At 68.3% G+C, this 21,391-nt stretch carries 18 protein-coding genes; 10 read left to right on the top strand and 8 right to left on the bottom strand.

Annotation, left to right across the window (positions count from 1 at the left end; all coding sequences use genetic code 11):
• Positions 1 to 35: 35 nt before the first annotated feature.
• Positions 36 to 2,501: an ATP-binding protein gene (locus tag ABG80_RS15710; RefSeq protein ID WP_152987655.1), complete on the top strand. Its 2,466-nt coding sequence runs from the start codon at positions 36 to 38 to the stop codon at positions 2,499 to 2,501.
• Between the two features lie 25 nt (positions 2,502 to 2,526).
• A complete protein-coding gene (locus ABG80_RS15715) occupies positions 2,527 to 3,558 on the top strand; it encodes an NAD(P)H-dependent flavin oxidoreductase (protein WP_058088542.1) in 1,032 nt (343 codons plus the stop codon).
• Between the two features lie 107 nt (positions 3,559 to 3,665).
• On the opposite strand, the gene ABG80_RS15720 is transcribed toward ABG80_RS15715, so the two are convergent.
• Entirely contained in the window at positions 3,666 to 4,364 is a 699-nt protein-coding gene (locus ABG80_RS15720; RefSeq protein ID WP_152987656.1) for a Bax inhibitor-1/YccA family protein, read from the bottom strand.
• Between the two features lie 105 nt (positions 4,365 to 4,469).
• Between ABG80_RS15720 and nhaR the strand changes: the two genes are divergently transcribed.
• Together nhaR and bioF are read left to right on the top strand one after the other, a co-directional pair.
• Entirely contained in the window at positions 4,470 to 5,375 is a 906-nt protein-coding gene (nhaR, locus tag ABG80_RS15725; protein WP_058088543.1) for a transcriptional activator NhaR, read from the top strand.
• A 57-nt stretch (positions 5,376 to 5,432) separates the two neighbouring features.
• Positions 5,433 to 6,662, top strand: a complete 1,230-nt coding sequence (bioF, locus tag ABG80_RS15730) for an 8-amino-7-oxononanoate synthase (RefSeq protein WP_083506164.1) — start codon at positions 5,433 to 5,435, stop codon at positions 6,660 to 6,662.
• 12 nt (positions 6,663 to 6,674) lie between these two features.
• Here the strand turns inward: bioF and ABG80_RS15735 are convergent, their stop codons facing one another.
• The 4 genes from ABG80_RS15735 to ABG80_RS15750 all read right to left on the bottom strand — a co-directional run bounded on the left by ABG80_RS15735 (position 6,675) and on the right by ABG80_RS15750 (position 10,947).
• Positions 6,675 to 7,790: an HD-GYP domain-containing protein gene (locus tag ABG80_RS15735; RefSeq protein WP_058088545.1), complete on the bottom strand. Its 1,116-nt coding sequence runs from the start codon at positions 7,788 to 7,790 to the stop codon at positions 6,675 to 6,677.
• Positions 7,791 to 7,952: 162 nt separating this feature from the next.
• Complete coding sequence (locus tag ABG80_RS15740) at positions 7,953 to 8,894, bottom strand: HD-GYP domain-containing protein (protein ID WP_058088546.1); 942 nt, start codon at positions 8,892 to 8,894, stop codon at positions 7,953 to 7,955.
• A 79-nt stretch (positions 8,895 to 8,973) separates the two neighbouring features.
• Positions 8,974 to 10,371 (bottom strand): tRNA (N6-isopentenyl adenosine(37)-C2)-methylthiotransferase MiaB, encoded by a 1,398-nt coding sequence (miaB, locus tag ABG80_RS15745; protein WP_058088547.1) that lies wholly within the window; start codon positions 10,369 to 10,371, stop codon positions 8,974 to 8,976.
• Between the two features lie 123 nt (positions 10,372 to 10,494).
• Positions 10,495 to 10,947, bottom strand: a complete 453-nt coding sequence (locus ABG80_RS15750) for a hypothetical protein (RefSeq protein WP_058088548.1) — start codon at positions 10,945 to 10,947, stop codon at positions 10,495 to 10,497.
• Between the two features lie 149 nt (positions 10,948 to 11,096).
• On the opposite strand from ABG80_RS15750, the gene ABG80_RS15755 reads away from it, so the two are divergent.
• From ABG80_RS15755 to ABG80_RS15775, 5 genes are read left to right on the top strand one after another with little or no spacing between them, the layout of a single operon-like run.
• Positions 11,097 to 12,131 (top strand): SPFH domain-containing protein, encoded by a 1,035-nt coding sequence (locus ABG80_RS15755; protein WP_058088549.1) that lies wholly within the window; start codon positions 11,097 to 11,099, stop codon positions 12,129 to 12,131.
• 47 nt (positions 12,132 to 12,178) lie between these two features.
• Positions 12,179 to 13,786 (top strand): DUF4178 domain-containing protein, encoded by a 1,608-nt coding sequence (locus ABG80_RS15760; protein WP_058088550.1) that lies wholly within the window; start codon positions 12,179 to 12,181, stop codon positions 13,784 to 13,786.
• A gap of 18 nt (positions 13,787 to 13,804) precedes the next feature.
• Positions 13,805 to 14,026, top strand: coding sequence for a DUF350 domain-containing protein (locus tag ABG80_RS15765; protein ID WP_058088551.1), 222 nt, complete (start codon positions 13,805 to 13,807; stop codon positions 14,024 to 14,026).
• A complete protein-coding gene (locus ABG80_RS15770; protein ID WP_083506165.1) occupies positions 14,019 to 15,608 on the top strand; it encodes a polyamine aminopropyltransferase in 1,590 nt (529 codons plus the stop codon). The genes ABG80_RS15765 and ABG80_RS15770 overlap by 8 nt, the downstream gene beginning before the upstream one ends.
• Positions 15,605 to 17,335 carry a flavin monoamine oxidase family protein gene (locus ABG80_RS15775; protein WP_235513885.1) on the top strand — a complete coding sequence of 577 codons (1,731 nt, stop codon included), beginning with the start codon at positions 15,605 to 15,607 and terminating at the stop codon, positions 17,333 to 17,335. Before ABG80_RS15770 ends, ABG80_RS15775 begins: the two co-directional genes overlap by 4 nt.
• On the opposite strand, the gene speD is transcribed toward ABG80_RS15775, so the two are convergent.
• The 3 genes from speD to ABG80_RS15790 are packed head-to-tail and all read right to left on the bottom strand — an operon-like array spanning position 17,290 to position 19,585.
• On the bottom strand, positions 17,290 to 17,709 hold the full coding sequence (gene speD / locus ABG80_RS15780; RefSeq protein WP_235513886.1) for an adenosylmethionine decarboxylase: 420 nt from the start codon (positions 17,707 to 17,709) through the stop codon (positions 17,290 to 17,292). The two genes, ABG80_RS15775 and speD, sit on opposite strands and share 46 nt — an antisense overlap.
• The gene (gene murU, locus ABG80_RS15785; RefSeq protein WP_058088553.1) at positions 17,709 to 18,476 is read right to left on the bottom strand and encodes an N-acetylmuramate alpha-1-phosphate uridylyltransferase MurU; all 768 of its coding nucleotides are present in this window, start codon (positions 18,474 to 18,476) and stop codon (positions 17,709 to 17,711) included. The genes speD and murU overlap by 1 nt, the downstream gene beginning before the upstream one ends.
• Complete coding sequence (locus ABG80_RS15790) at positions 18,473 to 19,585, bottom strand: ABC transporter ATP-binding protein (protein WP_058088554.1); 1,113 nt, start codon at positions 19,583 to 19,585, stop codon at positions 18,473 to 18,475. Before ABG80_RS15790 ends, murU begins: the two co-directional genes overlap by 4 nt.
• Before the next feature lie 106 nt (positions 19,586 to 19,691).
• Between ABG80_RS15790 and ABG80_RS15795 the strand changes: the two genes are divergently transcribed.
• On the top strand, positions 19,692 to 21,377 hold the full coding sequence (locus ABG80_RS15795; RefSeq protein ID WP_058088555.1) for an ABC transporter permease: 1,686 nt from the start codon (positions 19,692 to 19,694) through the stop codon (positions 21,375 to 21,377).
• Positions 21,378 to 21,391 lie beyond the last annotated feature (14 nt).

The following is a 21,391-nucleotide window of genomic DNA, read 5'->3' on the forward strand; positions in this document are numbered from 1 at the left end:
ACACGCTTTGCGTGGGCGCTCACATCGGTCCCAACGTGCCTTCCACCTTCTCCGGCCTGCTGGCCACCTTGTCCCCCAGGCGCAGCCTGCGTGCCCGGTTCACCTTGCTGGCAGGCACCGGCGGGGTGGTGTTTGCCCTGATCCTGGCTTGGTGGGTGGCTCATGGCCAGCGTGCCCAGTTGCTCGATGCGGTGGACCGGTCCGTGCGCCGTGAGGCGCAGGTCGTGGGTGATGGCATGGCCGAGGCCCTGCGGCGGCATGTCGAGCGGGTGCAGCGCCTGGCCGCCAGGCCCGAAGTCGCCAGCGGCTTGCAGGACCTGGGCAGCACGCGGCTGCAGCTCGAGCAATTGCGTGAGCACGCGCCCGAATTCGAGTGGTTGGCCCTGACCGACGCAGGCGGGCTGATCATTTCGGCCACGGGGGCCAGGCTGGAGCAAACCGATGCCTCGGCAGAGAACTGGTTCCAGGAAGGTGGCAAGCAGGCCTGGGTCGGACGCCCCCAAGCCGCTGGCCGACTCGCGCGATTTTTGCCCGTCGACCCGGACGGGCAGGTGCCACAGCTCATCGACGTCGCCGCCCCCGTCATCGACCCGGAAGGCCAACTGATCGGGGTGATCGTCGGGCGCTTGAATTGGCGACGGGTGAGCGAGCGCCACCATCCCTTGACCGACGGCCTGGATGGACCGGGTCACACGGTGCTGCTGTCGCCAGACGACTCGGTCTCCATCGGCCCGCCTGCGCTCAGCGGTCGCCTCGCGCGGCCCGCCGGCTTCGAGCAGGTCCGAGCCGATGGCCGCTCGCGTGTGCTGGCCTGGCCTGACATGGGAGAGCAACTCACCTCCGTCGTGCCTTTGCGCTGGTCACCGGATGCCGCCCAGGGCCCTTGGACACTGGTGCTGCGCCAGGACCCCGAGCGCGTCTTTGGTCCCATTCAGGCACTGCAGCGGCGCCTGGTGATGGGCGGCATGGTGGGCGCGCTGGCCTTCATGCTGCTGATCTGGTGGTTGACCGGGCGCATCGTGCGTCCCATCGACCAACTGGCTCGCACCGCTCGCGACCTGCGTGCTGGCAAGCCAGCCCGCTTCGATGAGCCGGGTGACGTCGGCGACGAGGTGGCCTTGCTGTCGACCGCACTGGCCGAGCTGCAAGCTGGCGTGCAGGCGCGCGTGGGCGAGCTCGCGGCCTACCGCGATCACCTCGAGGAGATGATCGCCGAGCGCACGCAGGAGCTGCAGCAAGCCCGTGATCGGGCCGAGTCGGCCAACCGCGCCAAGAGCGCCTTCATCGCCAACATGAGCCACGAAATCCGCACGCCCATGAACGCCATCATGGGCATGACCTACCTGCTCAGGCAGGCCGTGCGCGACCCCGAGCAGCTCGACCGCCTGGGCACGGTGCAGCAGGCCGCAGATCACCTGCTCGACATCATCAACAACGTGCTCGACCTCTCGAAGATCGAGGCCGGCATGTTCACCCTCGTGGACGAGCCTTTCGACCTGCATGCGACGGTGCAGCAGGCGCTCGACCTGGTGGCCCTCAGAGCCGCCGACAAAGGCGTGCGGCTGCAGCTGGACACCACCGGCATGCCCAGCTGGGTGCGTGGCGACGCCATCCGCGTGTCGCAGGTCCTGCTCAACTTGCTGAGCAACGCGGTCAAGTTCACCGACCGCGGATCGGTGCGCTTGAGCGTGCACCCGCTCGATCAGGCCGGCATGTTGCGCATCGAGGTCACGGACTCGGGCATCGGCATTTCATCGGCCGACGCACAGCGCCTGTTCAATGCCTTTGTGCAGGCCGACGAATCGTCCACCCGTCGTCATGGCGGCACGGGCCTGGGCCTGGCCATCACGCGCAGCCTGGTCGAGCTCATGGGCGGGCGCATCGGGGTCGAGAGTCGCCTGGGCGAAGGCAGCACCTTCTGGTGCACGGTGCGCTTGCCGGCCATGCCGGTGCTGGCGACGAGTGCCCCACTTGCGCAACCGCTCGGGCCCTCGGGCGCAGAACCTGGCTTGGGTGCACAGGCCGGCTTGCCCATTCGCGCACCCCGGGTTGCAGACACAACCGCCGACGCCCTGGCCGAGTTGCGCCAGCGTTTCAGCGGCGCTCACATCCTGCTGGCCGACGACAACGCCATCAACCGCCTCCTGGTCACCGAGTTGCTCGACATGGTCGGCATCACGCCCGATGTGGCCGAGACCGGTGCCCAGGCCATCGAGCACCTGCAGACCCACCCTTGCGACCTGGTGCTCATGGACATCCACATGCCTGACATGGATGGCTTGACCGCCACGCGCCGCATCCGCGAGATGCCTGGGCTGGCCGAACTGCCCATCATCGCGATGACCGCCAGCGTGCTGCAAGACGAGCGCGAGGCCTGTTACGCTGCCGGCATGAACGCCCACTTGGGCAAGCCCCTCGACACGGGGTTGATGTACACCACTTTGTTGCACTGGCTGCGCAAGCGGGCCGACAGCCAACTGGCATCGGCCTCGGCAGCCTGAGCACTTTCACTTCGCTGTTGTCCCCATGCGCACCCGCCTGACCGAGCTGCTCGGCATCGCTCACCCCATCGTCCTGCCCGGCATGACCTACATCGCCGTGCCGTCTCTCGTGGCCGCCGTCTCGAACGCAGGCGGCTTGGGCGTCCTGGCGGCCGGTGCGCTCACGCCCGAAGGCTGCCGCGAGGCCATATGCGAGGTGCGCCGCCTGACCGACAAACCCTTCGGCGTGGGTTGCAGCCTGGGCCTGCCCGGCGCGGCCGAGTGCGCACGCGTGGCCATTGAAGAGCGGGTGCCCATGGTCAACGTGTCCATGGGCAAAGGCGAGTGGGTGATCGAAGGCGTGCGCGCTTATGGTGGCAAGGTGATCGCCACGATCTCCAGCGAGGCGCACGCACGCTCGGCCCTGGATGCCGGCGCCGACGGCCTGATCGTGACCGGGCACGAGGCCGCGGCCCACGGTGGCGCGGTGACGTCGATGGTGCTGATCCCCGCCGTGCGCGACATGACAGACAAGCCCCTGATCGCCGCCGGTGGCGTGGCCGATGGGCGTGGCCTCGTGGCGGCCCTGGCGCTGGGCGCCGACGCTGTGGCCATGGGCACGCGCTTTGCCAGCTCGGCCGAGAGCCCCGTGCACGCGGACACCAAGCGGCTCATCGTGTCCAAAGAGGCGGAGGAGACCATTTACTCGCCGAACTTCGACACCTGGCCCTGCCGCGTGATGAAGACCCCGGGTGGCAAGCGCTACACGGCCCATCGGCTGAGCCCGCCGGTGGCGATCACGCGTTCGCTCAAGGCCGCGCGCGAGCTCAACACGCCCTTGCACCACCTGGCCCGCGAAGCCATGCAGCAAGGCGTGGTGGGGGCGGTGAAGGTGGCCTACTTCGGCGCCGCGACGCTGGCGATGCGCAAGGCCATCCACGAGGGCAACCACGACGATGGCGTGCAGCTCATCGGGCAGTCCCAGGGGCTGGTGCACGATGTGCTGCCGGTGGCCGAGATCGTGGCGCGCGTGATGCGCGAAGCGGCCGAGGTGCGGGCGCGCTTGCAGGCGCTTTGAAGGGCGCTTCGTCCGAGGCCATCATGGGCCCTCAGAAAAGCAAGAAGCCCGGCCGGTGACCGGCTCGGGCTTCTTTTCGTCCGGCGTCAGGCGCCGGGCCGAATCACTCACTCGTCGCTGTTGCCACCCATGCCGAACAAGGCCAGCAATGCGCTGAACAGGTTGTAGACCGACAGGTACAGGCTGGTGGTGGCCAGGATGTAGTTGGTCTCGCCGCCGTTGACGATGCGGCTGGTCTCGAACAGGATCATGCCGCTCATCAGCAGGACGACCAGGCCCGACACCGCCAGACTCAGGGCGGGCATCTCGAAGAAGATGGCACCCAGGCCCAGCGCGAAGGCGACCAGGCAGCCGATCATCAGGAAGCTGCCCATGAAGCTGAAGTCACGCTTGGTGGTCAGGGCGATGGCCGACAGACCCAGGAACGCCACCGCCGTGGTGCCCAGCGCCTGCGTGACCACGGCCGGGCCGTGGGGCAGGTTCAGCACCGCGTTGAGCAGCGGGCCCATGGTGAAGCCCAGGAAGCCGGTGAAGGCGAAGACGGCCAGCAGGCCCTGAGCCTTGTGCGCGGTTTTCTGCACCCAGAAGCTCAGGCCGAAAAAGCCCACCAGGGTGACGATCAGGCCCAGCGAGGGCACGTTCAGGGCCATGGCCAGGCCTGCCATGCCCGCGCTGAAGGCCAGCGTCAGGCCCAGCAGGGCGTAGGTGTTGCGGAGCACGCGACGGCTGCTGTCCGACAGCGAGGTCGAAACAGCGGTGCCGGCCACCGGGCTCAGCGTGCGGGTCGGGTGCGAATGATCAGACATGGTGATTTCCTCGTGGGAAAAGAGACGAACACGCGTGGCATCTTGATGCGATTTTTGAATCATGTAAATTCGAAATATTGATCCGAATGATTCGGTAAAACCGATATGAACTACAAGCATTTGCTCTACTTCTGGACCGTGGCCCGCCTGGGGGGTGTCGTCAAGGCTGGCGAGCACTTGCACGTGACGCCGCAGACCATCAGCGGGCAGGTTCAGCTGCTGGAAGAGCATTTCGGGCGGCCCTTGTTCAAAAAGAAGGGCCGCCAGCTCGCGCTGACCGAAACCGGTGAGCTGGCCTTCAGCTACGCACAGGACATCTTCACCCTGGGTTCGGAGCTGGACCAGGTGGTGCGCCAGCCACGTGGTGCGCACCGCCCGCTGGAGCTTCGCGTGGGCGTGGCCGATGCCGTGCCCAAGATGGTGACCTGCCGCCTGCTGGAGCCGGCCCTGCAGCGCGAGCAGCCCTTCAAAGTGGTCTGCCGCGAGTGGAAGCTCGACAGCCTGCTGGCCGAGCTGGCCGTGCACCGGCTTGACCTGGTGCTGTCGGACACGCCTCTGCCACCCGCGCTCAGCGTCAACGCTTTCAACCATCGCCTGGGCGGCTCTTCGGTGGGCTTTTACGCCAAGCCTGAGCTGGCCGCGAGCTTGAAGGGCGGCTTTCCGAATTGCCTGGACGACGCACCCATGCTGATGCCGGGCAGCGACTCGGCCCTGGGGCAGCGCTTCGCGCAGTGGTTGGGCCGCCACAAGCTGCACCCCAGGCCCATTGCCGAGCTGGACGACGGCGCCCTGGCCAAGGCGCTGGGCAAGTTCGGCCATGGGGTCTTCATGGCGCCCATGGTGCTCGACGAGGAGGTGCGCCAGCAGTACGGCGCCGAGCTGGTGGGAGAGGCGCCCGATCTGATCGAAGAGTTCTACCTGATCACGGTGGAGCGCCGCATCACCCACCCCGGCGTGGCGGCCGTGGCCGAGGCGGCGCGCAAGGGCCTGTTCGCGGCCTGGAATCGCTGAGTGCAGACCGCGAACAGGCTTTCGGGCTTGCCGGAGCGCGCCTGTTAACCTCGCGGCATGACTGGATTGTTTGACCGGGAGCTGGGGCAGCTGCAGGCTGCGCACCTGGCTCGACACCGCCGCCAGGTGCAGCCCGCTGTGGCGCCCGCTGACCTGGCCCCGCATCAAGAAGCCCTGCGCGCCACCACTTACGTGATCGACGGGCAAACCCGCCTGTCATTTGGCAGCAACGACTACCTGGGGCTGTCTCAACACCCCGCATTGCTGAGCGCTGCGCACGAGGCCATCAACCGCTACGGCGTGGGCGCCACCGCCTCGCCGCTGGTGTGCGGCCACAGCCCGGAGCACGAAGCGCTGGAGCGCGAGCTCGCTGCGCGCGTGGGCCTGCCCCGCGCGCTGTATTTCTATGCGGGGTACGCCGCCAACGTGGGCGCCTTGCCTGCGCTGGTGGGCCGGGGTGATGCCGTGTTCTCTGACGCGCTCAACCATGCCTGCCTGATCGACGGCATCCGTTTGTCCAGGGCCGAGCTGCACGTGATGCCGCACGCCGACCTGGGCGCGCTGGAGCAGGCCCTCCAAGCCAGCATGGCCCGGCGCAAACTGGTGGTGACCGACGCCGTGTTCAGCATGGATGGCAACGTGGCCGATGTGCCGACCCTGCTCGAGCTCTGCGAGCGCCACGACGCCTGGCTCATGATCGACGACGCCCATGGCTTTGGCGTCTTGGGCTCACAGGGCGAGGGCACGCTCGCGCACCACGGCATCGCTGGCATCGGCGGTCCGAGCAAGGCTTGGCGAGGTCGCCTGGATCGACTGATCTACATGGCCACCTTGGGCAAGGCCGCGGGCGTGGCCGGTGCATTCGTGGCGGGTGAACCGTCGGTGGTCGAGTGGGTGATGCAAAAGGCCCGCACCTACATGTTCGCCACCGCTGCTCCGGCCATGGTGGCTGCGCCCCTGCGCGCGGCCTTGCAGGTGATGGCTGATGAACCTCACCGGCGTGCGCACTTGCGCGCGCTGCAGCAGCGCCTGCGCGAGGGCGTGCAGTCGGCGCGCCTGCCTTGGACGCTGATGCCGTCTGACACCGCCATCCAGCCCTTGGTGATCGGCAGCAACGCCGATGCGCTGGCCGTGATGGCTCGCCTCGACGAGCAGGGTGTGTGGGTGCCAGCGATCCGGCCCCCGACGGTGCCCGAAGGCACAGCGAGGTTGCGGATCTCGCTGTCGGCGGCGCACACGAGCGAGCACATCGATCGTTTGCTGGACGCGCTGGCTCGGGCGGCTTGAAAGGCCCTGGCTTCAGTGGGCGTAGCCGAAGAGCTTGCGCCGATTGAGCTGCACCAGCACGTTGCCTTGGGCGACGGCCGTGGTCACCTTGAATTCAGCGCGGCGCGTGTCGCGCGGCACCGGGTCTGGGAAGACCCAGCCATCGGCGCTGATGAGGCTGTGCACCTCGGGCGTGTTGGCGGTTTCGCCCGGGCGCACCACGATGCCGGTGTCGCCGTTGGCAAGCTTGACGAATGCGCCCGGCGGGAAGATGCCCATCTGCTTGATGATGGCCCCGACGTAGGGGTTGTCAGCGCCGCCGGCCTTCACATAAAGCTCTCGTGCTGCGACGTTGATGGGGATGGCGGCGCGGTTGGCCCTCGGGCTGATCTTGGCGAGGTAGACGTCGGCGTAGTGAACCATGCAGGCCAGCTGGCTCAGCGAGCTGCGGTCTTGCGGCAAGCCGCCACCGTTCTCGGTGACGTGGTGCTGTTCAACCGTGAGCAGCCAGTCGTTGCAGGGCACTTTGGCGCGCTCCAGCACCTGGCGGCCCTGGTGTGAGTGGGCGTCGATCGCAGCGCGTTGTTGCGCGGACAGCGGTGTGGCCTGCTTGGACAAGGTGTTCTGCAGGTCGAGCATGGCGATGTTCATGGTGAGCGCAGCCCGCACGAGCGTGGCACGTTCGGCCTCGCTCCAACCCAGCCGTTCGGCGGCCAACGAGGCCACGAAGGCCGTTTGCATGGAGTGGGTGACGGCATAGCCCAGGGGCTCACCCTGGATCATCTCGAAGGTGCCTGCCGCCACGTCTTCGCGCATGGCCGAGCCGATCTGGTCGGACAAGGCGGTCATGTCCTGGGCAAAGTGCGGGTTGGTGGCGTGGTTGCGCAGCAGGGTTCCGGCACGCCGCAGCAGTTGCGCCCACAACTCGAACGGTGTTCGACGAGCCTGAGCCGCCTGCTGCTCGCGAAGGTGGGCCTCGTACTCGTCGGCGTCGACGTAGACACCGCGCTCCAGCAGGCTCTCGATTTGCTCGGCGTCGGTCAGCAGGAAGCCTTTGCCCAGCAGCAGGTGACCAGGCTCATTGCGCACGTTCCAGGGCAGGGGCTCGTTCAGGCGTATCTGGTGGGCGCACAGTCGCAGGAGTTTCATGGGCTGGTTTCAACGGCAAAGGGCAGGGCCGTTGATTCTTCCCTTTGATCCGTTTGGCCTCGGCTGTTTGGCCGATGCGCGGCGGGGCAAAGTGCGACGCAATGCGCAGCCGCCTTCACGCCGGGCAGCCGGTCCTCTGCGGGTTAGCCATGAGCCATCGGGTCAACCCTGGGCCTGGTCGTACAGGCGCCGTCGGTTGAGCGTCAGCATCACCTGGCCGCGTGGCAAGGCGGCCACGACCTTGTGGTCAGGCTCGCTCGTGTCGGTCAGCTGGGTCATCAGGTAGGGCGTGCCGTCGGCGCGCAGCAACGTGCTGACCAGGGGCGTGTCGGGCGCTGTGCCTCGGCGCAGCACGATGGCGGTGTCGCCGTTGCGCAGCTTCACGAAGGTGCCCGGCGGGTAGTTGCCCATCTCCTGGACGATGGCTGTGGCGTAGGGGTTGGCGTTGCCACCTGCGCTGGCATGCAGTTCTCTGGCCGCGACGTTGATGGCCAGTGCGGCCCGCGTTGCGCGGGGGCTGAGCCTGGCCAGGTAGACATCGGCGTAGTGAACCAGGCAGGCCAGGGGGCTCAAGTTGCTGCGGTCGGCGGGCAGGGTTCGGCCACCATCGGTCACGTGGTGGTGCGCCACGGTGTGCAGCAGGACGGCGTCGCCAATGCCGGCCGCCTCGAGCATGGCCCGGCCGCGCTGAGCATGGGTGTCGATGTCCTGGCGTTGGCGGATCGAGGGCGGCGTGGGTTGCCTGACGAGGGCGTCCTGCAGGTCCAGCATGGCGATGTTCATGGTCAGCGAGGCCTTGACCAGGGTCTGTCGATCGAGGATGGACCAGCCCATCCGTTGTGCCACCCATGCCGTGGTGAAGGCCGTCTGCAGGGCGTGCGCGATCGCGTAGCCTGCGATCTCCTCGCCGTAAATCATCTCGAAGAGGCTGGCCTCGGGGGAGGCATCAACGGTCTGCAGGATCACCTCGGTGACCGCGTCGAGCTCTTGCGCGAAGCCGGGCGCCAGAGGCTGCCTCAGCAGGCGCGCGACGCGGTCATGCATGCCGTGCCAGACCGAGAAGGGGTCCGGCGCGGCCGGGTCATGCCACGAGGTGTTGCTCATGGCCGTCCATGTTGCCAGGGTGCGTGCAGGTGCGCCACGTTTGCGTGACGTTCGTTGCGCCCAGGCGTGTCGCCCTGCCTCAGGCGTGCTGGTCGAGCAACAGTTCGGCGCGCAGCGAGTGGGGATAGGCCTGCGTGATGTGGACGTCAATCAGCTGACCGACCAGCCTGTCGCGCAGGGCCTGCGTGGGGCCGGCGGCGAAGTTGACGATGCGGTTGCACTCGGTTCGACCCATCAATTCGGACGGGTCCTTGCGGCTGGGGCCTTCGACCAGGATCTTCTGCGTGGTGCCCACCAGCATCTGGCTGTAGCGCTGCACGTTGGACTCCAGGTAGGCCTGCAGGGTTTGCAGGCGCTTGAGCTTGACCTCGTGCGGGGTGTCGTCCTGCAAGGAGGCTGCCGGGGTGCCGGGGCGGGCGCTGAAGATGAAGCTGAAGGAGGCGTCGAACTCGATGTCGGTGGCCAGCTTCATGAGCTTGTCGAAGTCCTCGTCGGTCTCGCCCGGGAAGCCGACGATGAAGTCGGTGGACAGGCGGATGTCGGGGCGCACGGCGCGCAGCTTGCGGATGGTGCTCTTGTATTCGAGCACGGTGTAGCCGCGCTTCATGGCCATGAGGATGCGGTCCGAGCCGTGCTGCACGGGCAGGTGCACGTGGTTGACCAGCTTGTTGGTCTTGCCGTAGACGTCGATCAGGCGCTGGCTGAACTCGTTGGGGTGGCTGGTGGTGAAGCGGATGCGCTCGATGCCGGGGATCTCGGCGACGTACTCGAGCAGCATGGCGAAGTCGGCGACCTCGGTGGTGTCCCCCATGCGACCACGGAAGCCGTTGACATTCTGGCCCAGCAGGGTGACCTCTTTGACGCCCTGGTCGGCCAGGTCGGCGACTTCGGTCAGCACGTCGTCAAACGGGCGCGAGACCTCTTCGCCGCGCGTGTAGGGCACCACGCAGTAGCTGCAGTACTTCGAGCAGCCTTCCATGATCGACACGAAGGCCGAGGCGCCTTCCTTGCGCGGCGGCGGCAGGTGGTCGAACTTCTCGATCTCGGGGAAGCTGATGTCGACCTGCGGGCGTTGCTGCTGCTGCCGCTTTTCCAGCATGGCGGGCAGGCGGTGCAGGGTCTGCGGGCCGAAGACCACGTCCACGTAAGGCGCGCGCTCGATGATCGAGGCGCCTTCCTGGCTGGCCACGCAGCCGCCCACGCCGATCATCACGCCCTTTTCTTTCAGGTGCTTGACGCGGCCCAGGTCGGAGAAGACCTTCTCTTGCGCCTTCTCCCGGATGGAGCAGGTGTTGAAGAGGATGAGGTCGGCTTCTTCGGGGTCGTTGGTGGGCACGTAGCCCTTGGCCGCGTTCATGACGTCGGACATCTTGTCCGAGTCGTACTCGTTCATCTGGCAGCCGTAGGTCTTGATGTAGACCTTCTTTTGGGGCTGATCGGGCGCGGCTTGGGGCGTGGTGGAGGTGTCGATGGACATGGCGATTCAGGGGCCGTCTGGGCGACGGCGTCGTGCCTGCTTCAAAAAGGGAAATGGGGGACGCGGTGGCGGGCACCCTGAGGTGCCTGGTGCGCAGGAAAGCTCAGGCCGGTGGTCAGCCGCTCAGGGCTTGGACCAACTCTGCGAGATGGGGTCGAACACCCACTTGGCCGCTTCTTCGGGCGTCGTGGGCCAGGTGCGCGATGCTTCCTGCGCGGTCAGCAGCCAGACGTCCTGGATGAGGCCGGACTGGCCGTCGACGCTGTAGTTGACAACGTGGGTCTGGCCGCCCAGCGTGCCGGACATCACCAGGGTGTTGCTCTGGCCGCGGATGCGCGAGGCGGGCGACAGGCGCGTGGCCACCTTGCCGTTGAGCACGATCTCGGGCGGCAGACCGAAGGTGATCTCGCCACGCAGCGTGTTGGCAGGGATGGGCACGGGCCGGGCGGCCTGGGCGTGCGCCTCAGAGGGCGTCAGCGAGACGAGGCTGGCCAGCAGGGGCGCGGTCAGCAGCGCGCCGGCCGAGCCGAGCAGGGTGCCGAGGCAGGCGCGGCGGGTGGGGAGACAGCGGGGCATGGTGTAGATCCAGGGGCTGTGTGAGAGGCACGATTTTAGGGCATGCCCATGCCGATCGGCACCGCGGGCGACGATAAGATGGCGTGCTCAGAAGGTGGGGCTTTGCGCACCCGCCTCGTTGGCCAAACAAAGGATCAAAGGGAGAGACCATGGGTCTGGTTGATTTCATCAAGAAGCAGTTCATCGACGTCATCGAATGGAACGAGTCCGAAGATGGCGTGCTGGCGTGGCGGTTTCCGTTTGAAGACCGCGAAATCCAGAACGGTGCCACCCTGGTCGTGCGCGAGTCGCAACTCGCCCTGTTCGTCAACGAAGGGCAGGTGGCCGACCTGTTCGGGCCGGGCACCCACCGGCTCACCACCCAGACCTTGCCGGTGCTGACCAACCTCAAGAACTGGGACAAGCTGTTCGCCTCCCCGTTCAAGAGCGACGTCTATTTTTTCAGCACGCGGCAACAGCTGGACCTGCGCTGGGGCACCAGCCAGCCCATCACCCTGCGTGACAAGGACTTCGGCGCCGTTCGCCTGCGCGCCTTCGGCAACTATGCCGTGCGCCTGAAAGACCCTCGCCACTTCCATGTCAATGTCTCCGGCACCCGCGAGCGCTACAGCGTCGAGGACCTCGACGGGCAACTGCGCGGCGTGCTGCTGCAGCATCTGAGCGATGCCGTCGCGCAAAGCGGCATCCCCTTTCTCGATCTGGCGGCCAACCAGGTGGCCTTTGCCCAGGCCTTGCAGAAAGCGGTCACGCCGGCTTTCGAGCAACTCGGTCTGCAGCTCGACAGCCTGACCGTGCAGAACGTGTCCTTGCCCGAAGAGCTGCAGAAGGTGCTCGACCAGAAGATCGGCATGGGCATGGTGGGCCAGAACATGGGCCAGTTCGTGCAGTACCAGGCGGCCCAGGCCTTGCCGCAGGTGGCGGCGTCGGCCGGGCAGGGCTCGGGCGTGGCGGGCGATGCCGCGTCGCTCGGCGCCGGCTTGGCGCTGGGTCAGGTCATGGCCCAGTCCATCCAGCAGGGGCTGCAGGGCGTCGGCCAGGCGCCCGCCGCCGCCGCACCCGCAGGGATGTCACCCGACCAGGTCATGGCCACTCTCGAAAAGCTCGCCGAGCTGCATGCCAAGGGCATCCTGACTGCCGACGAGTTCAGCGCCAAGAAGGCCGAACTGCTCAAGAAGCTGGTCTGAGGAGTCGGTTTTGCGGTCTCTGTGTGAGCAGGGCGGGGTGACCCGCCATGGCTGAGCCTTCGTCTTCCAAAGACGCACCGCGCGGCTGGCAGGCGGCCTGCACGTTCTGCGGTGCGAAGGTGACGTTCCAGTCGCCGATCTCGCCGATGGCGGTGTGCAGCTTCTGTCGCAGCACCCTGGTGCGCGATGGCGAGACCTTGCGCCGAACCGGGCGCAGTGGCGTGCTGTTCGACGACCACAGTCCGCTGAAGCTCGGCACGCAGGGGCGCTGGCAGGGCGAGGGCTTCGCCCTGGTCGGTCGCATCCAGCTGAGCTACCCAGACGAAGGCGGCCAGATCGGTCGCTGGAGCGAGTGGCAGGTCGTGTTCGACAACGGTCGACCCGCCACCCTGAGCGAGGACAACGGTGGCCACGTCTTGTGCTTCCCGTTTGACCTCGATGCCCAGCAGCTTGCGGCCATCCCGGACACCCTGGTGGGCACAGACCGCTACATCGGCGGGCAGCGCTGGACGCTGTCGTCCCGGGTGGAGGCCAGTGTGCACGCGCTGGAGGGCGAGGTGTTCCACGCGCCGCAGGTGTCCGGGCCGTTCACGGTCTGGGAGTGGCGCAATGCCGATGGCGAGGTGCTGAGCGTCGAAGACGCCCCGGGTGGGCGGCGCGCAGACAAAGGGCGATCGGTGCAACTCGACGACCTCCAGCTCGGGGGCAGTTTCGATGCGGGGGCGCCGTCCGAAGCCCAGGTGAAGGCGCAGGCCCTGGAGTGCCCGCATTGCGGCGCATCGGTCACGCCCCGGCTGTCCCAGTCCAAGACGGTGGTCTGCGACAGCTGCCGCTCGGTCATCGACATCAGCAAGGGGCTGGGGGCCGACCTCGATCATTACCAGCAGAACAACGCCCTGGAGCCCCTGATCCCGCTCGGGCTGGTGGGACAGATTTCGGTGGGCGGGCGTACGAGCAAGTGGCAGGTGGTCGGCTACCAGGAGCGTTGTGAAGAAGCCGAGTCGCCCGATGACGAGCAGACCTTCTGGCGCGAGTACGTGCTGTACGAACGCACCCGCGGGTTCGCCTTCCTCGTCGATTCGGAAGAGGGCTGGAGCGTGGTCTCGCCGATCACCGGTGCGCCGAAGGTGTCAGGCCACGGGGTGAAGTGGCGCGGGCGGCAGTACTCGCTCCAGTACAGCTACGGCGCGGTCACCACCTATGTGCTGGGCGAGTTCTATTGGCCTGTTCGCAAGGGACAGCGCACGCGCAACACCGACTATGCCTGCCGAGAGGGGGGCAAGAACCACTTGCTCAACCGCGAGTCTTCGGGCTCGGAAGTGGTGTGGTCGGCCGGCGAGACCATCGACCATCAGATGGTGATGCGGGCCTTCGGCCTGAGCAAGCAGCCGGTGGCGGCGTTCAAGCGCGACACGCGTCCGACGGGCGATGGCGTGTTCTGGGGGCTGCCGACGTGGGCCTGGTTGCTCATCCTGTTCGTGCTGATCGTGATCCTGCTGGCGCAATGCTCCGACGATTGCGACGACGTCAAAGACAGGTATGGCGACCAGAGCGCGGAGTACCGGCAGTGCCGCCACAGCTCTGGCGGCTCCAGCGGCCGCAGCAGTTGGGGCAGCTCCCATGGCGGCTACAGCAGTGGCGGCTTCCACAAATGAAGAAAGGACTGGCACATCATGGAACTTGAGTGGTTCAAACTGAGCATCTTCGTGGCATCCATCAGCTACGCCCTGATCGGCGTGGCCCTGTTCTGGATCTGCTTCATCGTGGTCGACAAGCTCACCCCGTACGACCTCTGGGGTGAGATCGTCGAGAAGAAGAACGTCGCCCTAGCCATCGTGGTGGGGGCCATGTGCCTGGCGATCGGGCAGATCGTCGCCGCCGCCATCCATGGCTGATTCGGTCTCGGGCGAGGCCGACGAGGGGCTCGCCGAAGGTCGGCCGCGCATCGAGCCGGCGGAGCTGGCGCTGCTGGTGTCGGTCTTCGTCGTGGCGGCCTGCGGGCTGGTCTACGAGCTGGCGGCTGGCGCCCTGGCGAGTTACCTGCTGGGTGACTCGGTCCTGCAGTTCTCCACGGTCATCGGCACCTACCTGTTTGCCATGGGCGTGGGCTCGTGGCTGTCTCGTCACATCGAGCGCCAGCTGGTGGCGAACTTCCTGCGCATCGAGCTGCTGGTCGGGGTCATCGGCGGGCTGATGCCTGCGGGCTTGTTTGCGGCCCACAGCGTGCTGCCCGTGGGGGCGGTGACCGAGTTCCGGGCGCTGCTCTACGGCATGGTGCTGCTCATCGGCACCCTGGTCGGCCTGGAGATCCCGCTGGTCATGCGGATCCTGCAGCGGCGTTTTCGCGAGCGCTACGCCCTCAAGGACCTGGTCTCGCAGGTGCTGACCTTCGACTACCTGGGGGCCCTGGTCGTGTCCCTGGCCTTCCCGCTGATCATGGTGCCGCAGTTGGGCGTGGTCCGCACCGGCATCTTCTTCGGCTTGCTCAACGTGCTGGTGGCGGTGTGGGTGTGTTGGCAGTTCCGCGCCGAGTTGCGCGCCTGGCGCCAGCATGCGGCGGCCTGCCTCCTGTCTCTCGTGGTGCTGTCGCTGGCGATGCTGGGGGGGCAGCCGCTGACGACCTGGGCCGAAGACCGTTTCTACGGTGACCACATCGTCATCCGCCAGGACACGCGCTACCAGCGCATCGTGCTGACGCATGGTGGGGGGCACACGCGGTTGTTCCTCAACGGCAACCTGCAGTTCTCTTCCCGCGACGAGTACCGCTATCACGAGGCCCTGGTGCACCCGGCGCTGTCGGCGCAGGGCGCGCCCCGTCGTGTGCTGGTTCTGGGCGGCGGTGACGGCATGGCGGTGCGCGAGGTGCTGCGCCATCCCAGCGTCGAGCAGGTCACCCTGGTGGAGCTGGACCCGGCCATGACGCAGCTGTTCAGCCAGCAAGCCCGGCTGGTCGCGCTCAACAGGGGCGCTCTGCAGCAGCCCCGGGTGCGCGTGATCAACGCCGATGCCTTCGTGTGGCTGAGCGCGAACGACGAGGTCTTCGACGCCATCGTGGTGGACTTCCCCGATCCGACCAACCACGCCATCGGCAAGCTGTACTCGACCACGTTCTATGCCCTGCTCGACCAGCATCTGGCCGCGGGGGGCTTTGCAGTGATCCAGACCACGTCACCGCTGATCGCGCGCAAGAGTTTCTGGACGGTGGTCCGCACCATCGAAGCGGTGGGCCTGCAGGCCACGCCGTACCACGCCCACGTGCCGAGTTTCGGCGAGTGGGGGTTCGTGCTCGCGCACCGCCGGCCCTGGCGCATGCCGGAGCGACTGCCCGAGGGGCTTCGCTTCCTGACGCCGAAGGGCCTGCCGGCCCTGTTCGATTTCCCGCCGGACATGGCTCGGGTGCCGGCCGAGCCGAATCGGCTGAGCAACCAGTCGCTGGTGCACACCTTCGAGGAAGAGTGGGGGCGGATCCACCAATGAACCGGGGGCGTCGCGATCTGATGCGACAGGGCGCGGCCTGGTGCCTGGGCGCCTCCGCGCTGACGGGTTGCCGCGACAGCGGGGTCACGTCCCTGCGCGCGGACCTGGCGGGTGGCTGGGTCGGGCCCCAGGTCGAACGGGGCCATGCCTGGCGCGACGGGCGCTTGCCGGCGTCTGCCGTGAGCGAGCCGGTGCGGCGCGTGCACACCCTCATCGTCGGGGCGGGCGTGGCCGGTTTGTCGGCGGCGCGAGGGCTGATGCAGGCGGGCATCGACGATTTCGCCGTGATCGACCTCGAGGACGAGCCGGGCGGCAATGCGCGCGGCCACCGCATCCAGGGCCTGCCCTGCCCCTTGGGGGCGCACTACCTGCCGGTGCCCGACGATGGGGCCGAAGAGGTCGCGGCGTGGTTGGCCGAGCTGGGCTTGATCCGGCGGCAAGCGGGGCGCTGGGTGGGCGATGAACGCCACCTGGTGCACAGCCCGCACGAGCGGCTGTTTGTGCCCGAGGGCGATGAGGCTTCTTCCGGCGATCGGGGCTTCTGGTCGGGGCACTGGCAGGAGGGGCTGTTGCCTCGCGCCGATGACCCGTCGGTGCAGGCCGATCTGCGGCGTTTGCGCTCGGCGATCCAGTCCAGCCTGGGCGGGGTTCGGCTGGGCCTGCCCACCTGGCGCACGCCCTGGAGCCCAGGGCTGAGCGCCCTCGATGGCCTCACCTTTGCCGACTGGCTGGCCCGCCATGGGGTGCGCACGCGCGAAGTGCTGTGGTGGCTGGACTATGGCTGCCGGGACGACTATGGCGCCGGCTTGTCGCGCGTGTCCGCCTGGGCGGGCTTGCAGTACCTGGGCAGCCGCCACGGACTCGGAGGGGGCGAGGGCCCTGTGCCCCATGAGGACGCGGCCCATGGCGGGGGCGTGCTGACCTGGCCGGAGGGCAACGCCTGGTTGGTGAGGCAGCTGGCCCAACCGTTGAGCGCGCGCTGGCAGGGCGGTCTGATCGCCACGCGCGTGGAGCCAGGGCGCCACGACGTGGCAGTGAGCGCCGTGTCGGCTCGCGAGGGGCGGAGTTGGCGATGGCAGGCCCGCCACGTGATCCTGGCGCTGCCCTTGACGATGTCGCGGCGCCTGTTGTCACCGTCGTTGCCGGCGCTCGAGGCCCTCAAGCCGCTGCTGATGCCTGCCCCCTGGTTGGTCAGCAACATCGTGCTCGGCTCGAACTTGCCTGACCGGGGTGGCGTGCCCCTGGCCTGGGACAACGTGCCCTTCAGCCACGATGGCGGGGCGGGCGTGCCCATGCCTTCGCTGGGATACGTCAGCGCCCGCCACCAGGAGCTGTCTCAGCCCCATGGCTCGCAGGTCCTGACCCATTACTGGGCCCTGGGTGGCCAGTCCGCCGAGCAGACCTTGGCCATGCGACGCGCGCTGCTGGCCGATGACTGGCGCGTGTGGGCGACTCGGGTGGCGGCCGATCTGGCGCGGGTGCACCCCGAGTGGCCGGCCCTCATCGAGCGCATGGACCTCATGCGTTGGGGGCACGCGATGGCGACGCCCGTGCCGGGCTTGCGCAGCCACCCCGCGCTGGCGGCCTTGTGGCGCCCGCAGGGGCGCGTGCACTTTGCGCACAGCGACCTGTCCGCCTACTCCGTGTTCGAAGAGGCGTTCAGCCACGGCTTGCGCGCCGCTCAGGCGGTGGCGCTCGCGTCGGGGATTTCGCGGCGAACCGCCTGACGGTGGACGCCTCGGGGGCGAAAGCCCTCGATCAGGCCGTCGATCAGGGCTTGTGCGCGCGCACGGTTGTCGCCCACCAGGTTGCACACGAAGACGTCCAGGGTCACGACGCCTTGCTCGGGCCAGGTGTGCACGGCCAGGTGCGATTCGGCCAGCAGCACCACGCCGGTCACGCCTGCGGGCTCGCCGACCTGGCGAGGCGGGAAGCGGTGGAAGCGGTCGGCGACTGCGGTGAGGCCCACGGCGGCCACGTGCCGGAGGCAGGCGTCGCGCAGGGCGTCGCTGTCCTGCATCCAGGCCTGGGTGGGCTCGCAGCCTGAGAGGTCTGCTGTGAGGTGATGTCCGGCCAGCGCGGGCAAGGGCGAGGCGTCCATCATGATCGCCCGTTCAGGGCGGCCAGTCGCTCCGGCGTACCCACGTCCGTCCATTCGCCGGTGTGAACCCGCCCGCTCAGCCGGTCGCTGTCGATGGCGCGGTCGAAGCAGGGCCGCAGCGCGGCCTTCTCGCCCACCGTCACGCCATCGACCATGCCTGGGCGGTACAGCCCGATGGTCGAGTAGGTGAAGGTGGGCGTGCCTTCCGGCGCGCTGCCCTTGTGGTGGATGCGGCCGGCGGCGTCCAGCGCGAAGTCGCCCTGGGGCACGTGGGCCGGATTGGGCACCAGCCAGAGGTGGGCCAGGTCGGGTTGGCCGGTGGGCGCTGCCACCGCCTCGTCGGCGAAGGCCTGCGCCACCTGCGGGTCGAATTGGAAGCCGGGCACGAAGACGTCGCCGGCCAGCACCCAGAACGCGCGATCGCCGCCGGGCGCTTCGGCCAGCAGCGGCAGGGCCTTGGCGATGCCGCCCGCGGTCTCCAGCGCACCCCCGTGGTCGGCGCGCTCGTGCGAGTAGCGGATGCGCAGGCCCCAGCGGCTGCCGTCGCCCAGCGCGGGCTCGAACTGTTCTTCGAGGTAGGCGGTGTTGATGACGACGTCGCGCACGCCGTCGCGGGCCAGGGCTTCGAGGTGCCACACGATGAGCGGCTTGCCGCGCACGGCCAACAACGGCTTGGGGCAGGTGTCGGTCAGGGGCCTCATGCGCTCGCCACGACCGGCGGCGAGGATGAGGGCGGGCAGGTTGCGGGCGTTGCGCGGGGTGCTCATTCAGGCGTGTCTTCGAAAGCCACCACGTGGCTCATGTCCAGCCGGATGCCGATGGCTTCGCCGATGGCGTGGTCGTGGTGAGAGGGCACCATCGACAGCACCTCGGTGCCATCGGCCAGGGCCAGGGTGTAGAGGAATTCGGCGCCCTTGAAGGCCTTGTGCACCACGCGCGCCTGGATGGGGCTGGCGTCGTCGTGGACCACGTCGTCGGGGCGCAGCAGCACGCTCACCCGGGTGCCGGTGGCAAAGGGCATGCGCTCGTCGGTGAAGAAGGTGGCTTGGTCACCCTGCACCTCACCGACCAGCAGCTGGAGCCGACGTTCGTCGAGAACGCTGGCCGGCACGAAGGCCCCCTGGCCCACGAAGTCGGCCACGCGCCGGTTGGCGGGCCGGTGGTAGAGCGCGTAGGCGGTGTCCCACTGCTGCAGGCGACCGTCGGCCAGCACGCCCACCACGTCGGCCATGGCGAAGGCCTCGTGCTGGTCGTGCGTGACCAGCACGGCGGTGGTCTGCGTGGCTTTGAGGATGTCCCGCACCTCGCCGGCCAGGCGTTCGCGCAGCGCCACGTCGAGGTTGGAGAAGGGCTCGTCGAGCAGCAGCACGGCCGGCTGGGGCGCCAGGGCACGGGCCAGGGCCACGCGTTGTTGCTGGCCGCCCGACAGCTCGTGTGGGTAGCGCTGTGCCGCGTGGGCCAGACCAACGGTCTGCAGCATCTCGTTGATGCGGGCGGGGGCATCGCTGCGGCCCCGCAGGCCGAAGCCGACGTTCTGCGCCACGGTCAGGTGCGGGAACAGGGCGTAGTCCTGGAAGACCATGCCGACCCGACGCTGTTCGGGCGGCACGATGCGACCCGGCTGGCTGAGGCTGCGGCCATCCAGTGAGATGCGCCCGGCGGTGACCGGCTCGAAGCCGGCGAGGGCCCGCAGCACCGAAGTCTTGCCGCAGCCCGAGGGCCCCAGCAGGCAGGCGATGGCGCCCCGCGGCAGCGAAAACGACAGCTGCTCGACGATGGCGCGGTTGCCGTAGCGCAGGGCCAGGTCCTCGACGACCAGCCAGGGGGGGCCTTCGGGCGGGGCGGGCGTGTGACGCGGTTCGGGCGAGTGGGACATGGAGGGCTGGGTGGGGGCGGGCCGGTCTGCCGCGCGCGGGTGTCAACAAAGTGTCGGCACGGAGCAGGCCGCGGTGCAGGCAGCGATGATAATTCTCACTCACACCATGACCCTGGCCGCTTCCATCTCATCGTCTGTTCGCCGCCGCGGGGCCTCCCGCTGGCTGGTGGGCCTGGCCCTGCTGGTGGGCGCCCTGGTCGCGCTGCCTGTCCTGGCGGTGCTGGCCCAGGTGCTGTCGCCCAGCGACACGGGCGACACCTGGTCGCACCTGGCCTCCACCGTGCTGCCCGATTACCTCTGGTCCACCCTGTGGCTGTGCCTGGGTGTGGGGCTGGGCACCGCAAGCATGGGCGTGGGGGCGGCCTGGCTGGTCACCCGTTACGACTTCCCCTTGCGTGGGGCGCTCGAGTGGGCGCTGGTGCTGCCGCTGGCTGTGCCCGGCTACGTGATGGCCTACACCTACACCGACCTGTTCCAGTTCGTGGGGCCGGTGCAGACCGCCCTGCGCGAGGCTTTCGGCTGGACCCGCGCCGACTACTGGTTCCCCGATGTGCGCTCGCTGGGCGGCGCGGTGGTGCTGTTCTCGCTGGTGCTCTACCCGTATGTGTACATGCTGGCTCGCACTGCCTTCCTGGAGCGCGCCGGGGGCATGCTCGAGGTCGGGCGCGTGCTGGGACTGGGCCCCTGGGGCAGCTTCTTTCGGGTGTCGCTGCCGCTGGCCCGGCCGGCCATTGCTGCCGGGGTGTCGCTGGCCCTGATGGAGACCCTGGCCGATTTCGGCGCCGTGTCCTACTTCGGCGTGCAGACCTTCACCACCGGCATCTACCGGGCCTGGTTCTCGCTGGGTGACCGGGTGGCGGCAGCCCAGCTGGCGTCGGCCCTGCTGGGCTTCGTCATCCTGGTGCTGGCGTTCGAGCGCATGTCTCGGGGGCGGGCCCGTTTTCACGACACCACCCTGCGCCGCTCGCGCCTGAGCGGCATCCGCGTCGGGGGCTGGAGGGCGGCCCTGGCGGTGCTGGCCTGCGTGCTGCCGGTGTTCGCGGGCTTCCTGCTGCCGGCGGGCATCCTGCTGCACATGTCGCTCAGCCAGGGCGACGCCCAGTTCGGCCCGCGCTTCATCGAACTGGCGCGCAACAGCGTCACCGTGTCGGGCTTGACGGCGCTCATCGCGGTGATGCTGGCGGTGTTGCTGGCTTATGCCGCGCGCCTGCAGCCGCACTGGCTGGTGCAGCTCACCCACCGCCTGGGCGGGCTGGGTTATGCCTTGCCGGGCACCGTCATCGCGGTGGGGGTGCTGATCCCTGTCACCCGGGTGGACAACGTGCTCACCACCTGGCTGGAGCAGAGCGTGGGCTGGGAAGGCGGCCTGGTGCTCACGGGCGGCATCGCGGGCTTGGTGTACGCCTGCGTGGTGCGTTTCCTGACGCCGGCGGTGCAGTCGATCGATGCCGGTTTGCTCAAGGTCACGCCCAACATGGACCACGCGGCGCGCAGCCTTGGCCTGTCGCCTGCGGCGGCCTTGCGCCGGGTTCACTTCCCGCTGCTGCGGGGAAGCCTGCTGACGGCGCTGCTGCTCGTGTTCATCGACGTCATGAAGGAGCTGCCCGCCACGCTGGTGATGCGGCCCTTCAACTTCGACACGCTGGCCACGCAGGCCTACACGCTGGCGTCCGACGAGCGCCTGGCCGAAGCCTCAACCGCAGCGCTGACCATCGTGGTGGTCGGGCTGCTGCCGCTGATCGTGCTCTCCCGAGAGATCGCGCGCAGCCGCTTGCCCGGGGGCGGGCGCTGAGCCTGGTTCATGCA

It is taken from the genome of Aquabacterium parvum (assembly GCF_001447195.1).
GTDB lineage: Bacteria > Pseudomonadota > Gammaproteobacteria > Burkholderiales > Burkholderiaceae_C > Aquabacterium > Aquabacterium parvum.